5 protein-coding genes are annotated in these 3,872 nt (G+C 73.6%); 2 read left to right on the plus strand and 3 right to left on the minus strand.

Translation table 11 applies throughout. The features are described 5' to 3' along the window. Positions 1-148: 148 nt before the first annotated feature. From phnD to FK498_RS17780, 3 genes are all read right to left on the minus strand, one after another. The gene (gene phnD, locus FK498_RS17770) at positions 149-1,048 is read right to left on the minus strand and encodes a phosphate/phosphite/phosphonate ABC transporter substrate-binding protein (RefSeq protein WP_161988480.1); all 900 of its coding nucleotides are present in this window, start codon (positions 1,046-1,048) and stop codon (positions 149-151) included. Between the two features lie 52 nt (positions 1,049-1,100). After that, the gene (gene phnC / locus FK498_RS17775; protein WP_141856927.1) at positions 1,101-1,901 is read right to left on the minus strand and encodes a phosphonate ABC transporter ATP-binding protein; all 801 of its coding nucleotides are present in this window, start codon (positions 1,899-1,901) and stop codon (positions 1,101-1,103) included. 123 nt (positions 1,902-2,024) lie between these two features. Beyond that, complete coding sequence (locus tag FK498_RS17780; protein ID WP_141856929.1) at positions 2,025-2,654, minus strand: DUF2272 domain-containing protein; 630 nt, start codon at positions 2,652-2,654, stop codon at positions 2,025-2,027. 99 nt (positions 2,655-2,753) lie between these two features. Between FK498_RS17780 and FK498_RS17785 the strand changes: the two genes are divergently transcribed. Both FK498_RS17785 and FK498_RS17790 read left to right on the plus strand, forming a co-directional pair. Next, the gene (locus tag FK498_RS17785) at positions 2,754-3,083 is read left to right on the plus strand and encodes an NIPSNAP family protein (protein ID WP_141856931.1); all 330 of its coding nucleotides are present in this window, start codon (positions 2,754-2,756) and stop codon (positions 3,081-3,083) included. A gap of 94 nt (positions 3,084-3,177) precedes the next feature. After that, positions 3,178-3,729 (plus strand): TetR/AcrR family transcriptional regulator, encoded by a 552-nt coding sequence (locus FK498_RS17790; RefSeq protein ID WP_141856933.1) that lies wholly within the window; start codon positions 3,178-3,180, stop codon positions 3,727-3,729. Positions 3,730-3,872: the final 143 nt, after the last annotated feature.

Here is a 3,872-nt window from a genome sequence, read left to right on the forward strand (position 1 = left end):
CGAGCATCATATCGGCGCGGGGTTGCCCCGCGCCAATGACGGCAAAAGCCGCCCCGCCCTGGGGGGGGCGCGGCCGACCCCCCCCGCGCGTTCCGCCCTCACCCGCGAGCGCCGCCGCGCGGGCCTCGTCCCGGATGCGCGACGGCACTCAGCCGCCGCGCCGGCGTGCGTCGCGCAGCATCCGGCGCGCCTCGATCGTGCTCTCGTAGTAGGAGAGGTCGATCGGCACGAAGCCCTGCGTCTCGCCATGCGCCACCGCGCGGGCGAGGTCGGGCCGGTCCCTGTGCAGCCCCGTGAAGAAGCGCACCAGCTCCGCCTTCAGCGCGGCAGGCGTGTCCTTGTGCACGATGATCGGCGGCGCCGGCACGACCGCGCTCTCCCACACCACGCGGATCTGGTCGCGCTTCAGCATGCCCTTGTCGATCATGGTGCGGATCTGGCCGTAGCCGTCGCCCTTGGTCGTCCAGGTGAAGGCGGCGTCATAGGTGCCGTTGAGCACGCCCAGCACCGACTGGGTATGGCCGCCCGAGAGGGGCGAGACGAAGTAGCGGTCGACCGGCGTGCCGCGCTTGGCGAACTCGACCGTGGGCACGAGGAAGCCCGACTGTGAGTTGGGCTCGGTGCGCGCGACCGTCCTGCCCTTGAGGTCCTCGAGCGTGCGGTAGGGACTGTCGGCACGGACGATCAGCACCGAGTTGTAGCCGAGATTGCCGTCCTTGTCGGTGGCGGTGACGATCGGCTCGACGCAGCCGCACTCCAGGATCGAACCCGCCATCGCCGAGGGGCTCGTCCAGGCGAAGTGGATCTGCCTCGCGATCAGCGCGTTGTTGACGCCGATGAAGTCGGAGGCGGTGAACAGCTTCACGGGCACGCCGAGCTTCTCGCTGGCATAGGGGATGAACTCGCGGAACGAGGCGGTGGCCTCGGTCTGCGTCTCGACCGGAATGACGCCGAAGCCGAGCTCGCGGTACTGGCCGCGCCAGTCGGCCTGCGCCGGCAGCGCGAGCGCCGCGCCCAGAAGCGCGGCCGGGACCAGGCGTGGTGTCATGGTTCGTCCTCCTGTTGCGGCGGCTCTCGCGGCAGGCCCGGAACGTTCCCGGTCACGCCGGTTCGAGCAGGCGGATGGCGGGCTCCGGCTCGTCCTCGGCCGCGCCCGCGTAGAGTTCCGCGAGCATGCTGTCGGCGAGCCTGCTCGCGGGCTCATCGAACTGGATCCGGCCGGCGCGCAGCCCGATGATCCGGTCGGCATAGGCGCGCGCCAGGGCGACGTTGTGCAGGTTGACCAGCACCGTGATGCCGCGGCTGCGGTTGATCGCGCGCAGCGTCTCCATCACCAGCGTGGCGTTGCCGGGATCGAGCGAGGCGGTCGGCTCGTCGGCGAGCAGCAGGAACGGCCGCTGCATGAGGGCGCGCGCGATCGCGACACGCTGCTGCTGGCCGCCGGAGAGCCGCTCGGCGCGCACGAACGCCTTCTCGACCAGGCCGAGCTGGTCGAGCAGCAGCATCGCCTCGATCCGGTCGGCGTGCGGGAAGGCACCGGTCCAGCTGCGCCAGAACGGCAGCGTCACGAGCCGGCCGGTGAGCACGTTGCTCAGCACGTCGAGCCGCGGCGAGAGGTTGAACTGCTGGAAGATCATCGCCGCCCGCGCCCGCCAGCGGCGCAGGGCGGCGCCCTGGAGGCGGCCGATGTCCTGACCCTCCGCCACGATCCGGCCGGCGCGCCAGGGTGTCAGCCGGTTGATCGCGCGCAGCAGCGTCGACTTGCCCGCGCCGGACGGCCCGATCACCGCGACGCACTGCCCGGCGGGGACGGCGAAGGAGACGCGCTCGAGCGCCGCCACCGACCCGAAGGCGACGCTCAGGTCCTCGACGATCAGGGCGGACGGTGTGGCCTCCCGCATGCGGCCGGGATAGCGCGGCAGCGATGTCGGGCCGATCGCAGTTCGGTTAAGCCGCCGTGACAGCCGCACCTGGGACTGGACATCCGCGCCGGGTCGTCGGGATCAGGCGCGCCGGAGGTGGACTCACGCGAAGCGGATCAGCGCGAACCAGTGGCCGCGCGCCTGCGCGGTGTCGCGCAGGCGCCCGTCGGGCCCGAGTGCCAAGCGCCGCCGCTGCACCGTGTCGGCGAGATTGCCGCCGACGATCTCGGCCACGCCGTCGGCGACGCGCACGACGATGTCGCCATGGCTGGTGAAGGGGTCGAGGCGCGGCGCGGTCCGCCACGTCACCGGCCGGTCGGGCGCGCCGTCGCCGATGCCGGCGCGCCACTGCACGACGAGATCGCCGCGCCGCGGCGGCAGCGCGTCGATCGGGAAGGCACGGTAGGGCTGGTCGCCGCCCGCCGCGGCGCGGCGCATCGCGTCGCGCACATAGGTCGAATGCCACTCGCAGTAGGCGAACCACTCCGCCCCGCCGGTCGCGGCCCAGACGCCGGCGCCGACGAAGGCGGCGCTCCAGGCCCAGCGCTCGCCCTCGGCGTCGACCGTGCGGCCGTCGACGTGGCGGTAGTGCGGACGGCCCGCGGCGTCGCCGACGATCCTCCAGTACTCGGCGATCCAGCCGCTGCACGGCGCCTCGTCCTCGAGCCGGCCGAGGAAGCGCGCCTCCTCGGCCTCCGCCCAGGCGGCGAGTCGTTCCGCCACCGTGTCCATCAGCCGCCCGCCTGACGCCGGCCGCGGCGATCGGCTACCGTCCGGGCCGGCCGCGCGCCCCGCGCGGCCGCCACCCCGACCCGCGCGAGAGGAAACGCCGTGATCGTCGATCTGCGCATCTACACCTGCAAGCCCAACCACGTGGACGCCTTCGTCGCACTCTATCGCGAGCACGCTTGGCCCCTGCAGCAGAAGTATCTCGGCCGCTGCGTCGGCTGGTACGTCACGGTGGAAGGCCAACTCAACCAGGTGGTGCACATGTGGGCCTACGACTCGCTTGCCGATCGCGAGGCGAAGCGCGCGGCGATGGCGGCGGACCCCGCCTGGCAGGCCTATCTCAGGCGCGCCGCCGAGGCCGGCCACCTGGTGCACATGGAGAACCGGATCCTCAGGCCGGCGCCGCACTGGACGCCGCTGCCGGGCATGTGAGGCGGCGTGCGCGGACGCGCGGGGGGCGAGGTCTTCCCCCGCGCCGACCGTCCGGACGGTTTGCGTCCCGACCGTCCGGACGGTAAGGTCGCGCATGGCCAGGAGCCCGACCACCCGCGACCGCCTGCTCGACGCCGCCGAGACCGTGGTGATCGCGCGCGGCGTGGCCGCCCTCTCGCTCGATGCGGTCGCCGCCGAGGCCGGCGTCAGCAAGGGCGGGCTGCTGCACCATTTCCGCTCCAAGGAGGCGCTGCTCGCCGGGCTGGTGGAACGGCTGGCCGCGGAGATGCGCGCGATCTTCGACGCCGTGGTCGCCGCCGAGCCGCCGGGACCCGGCCGGCACACGCGCGGGGTGATCGCCTGGGCGCTGCACAGCGCGCCCGAGCGCGCCGAGCGCGACCTGCGCATCGCCGCCGCCCTGCTCTCCGCGCACGCCCACGATCCGCGCCTGATCGACCCGATCCGCGCCGAGCATGCGCGCATCCGCGCCCGGGTGGAGGATGACGGCCTGCCGCCGGGCCATGCCCATGTCGTGATGGCGGCCGCCGACGGGCTCTTCCTCGCCAAGGTGTTCGGGCTCTGGACGCCGACCGCGGAGCAGGCCCAGGCGATCGAGCGCGTGATGCGCGCGCTCGCCGTGCCGTGAAGCGCGCCGTCCTGGCCGGTGCGGCGGCGCTCGTGCTGGTGCCGGCGCTGGCGCTCCTCGCCATGCGCGAGCAGGTGCCGGTGCGCTCCGCGCCGGCCGCGCTGGCCCAGGACCCGGCCTCTCGCATATACACATCACCGAGC

Source organism: Elioraea sp. Yellowstone, from assembly GCF_006704265.1.
Lineage (GTDB): Bacteria > Pseudomonadota > Alphaproteobacteria > Acetobacterales > Acetobacteraceae > Elioraea.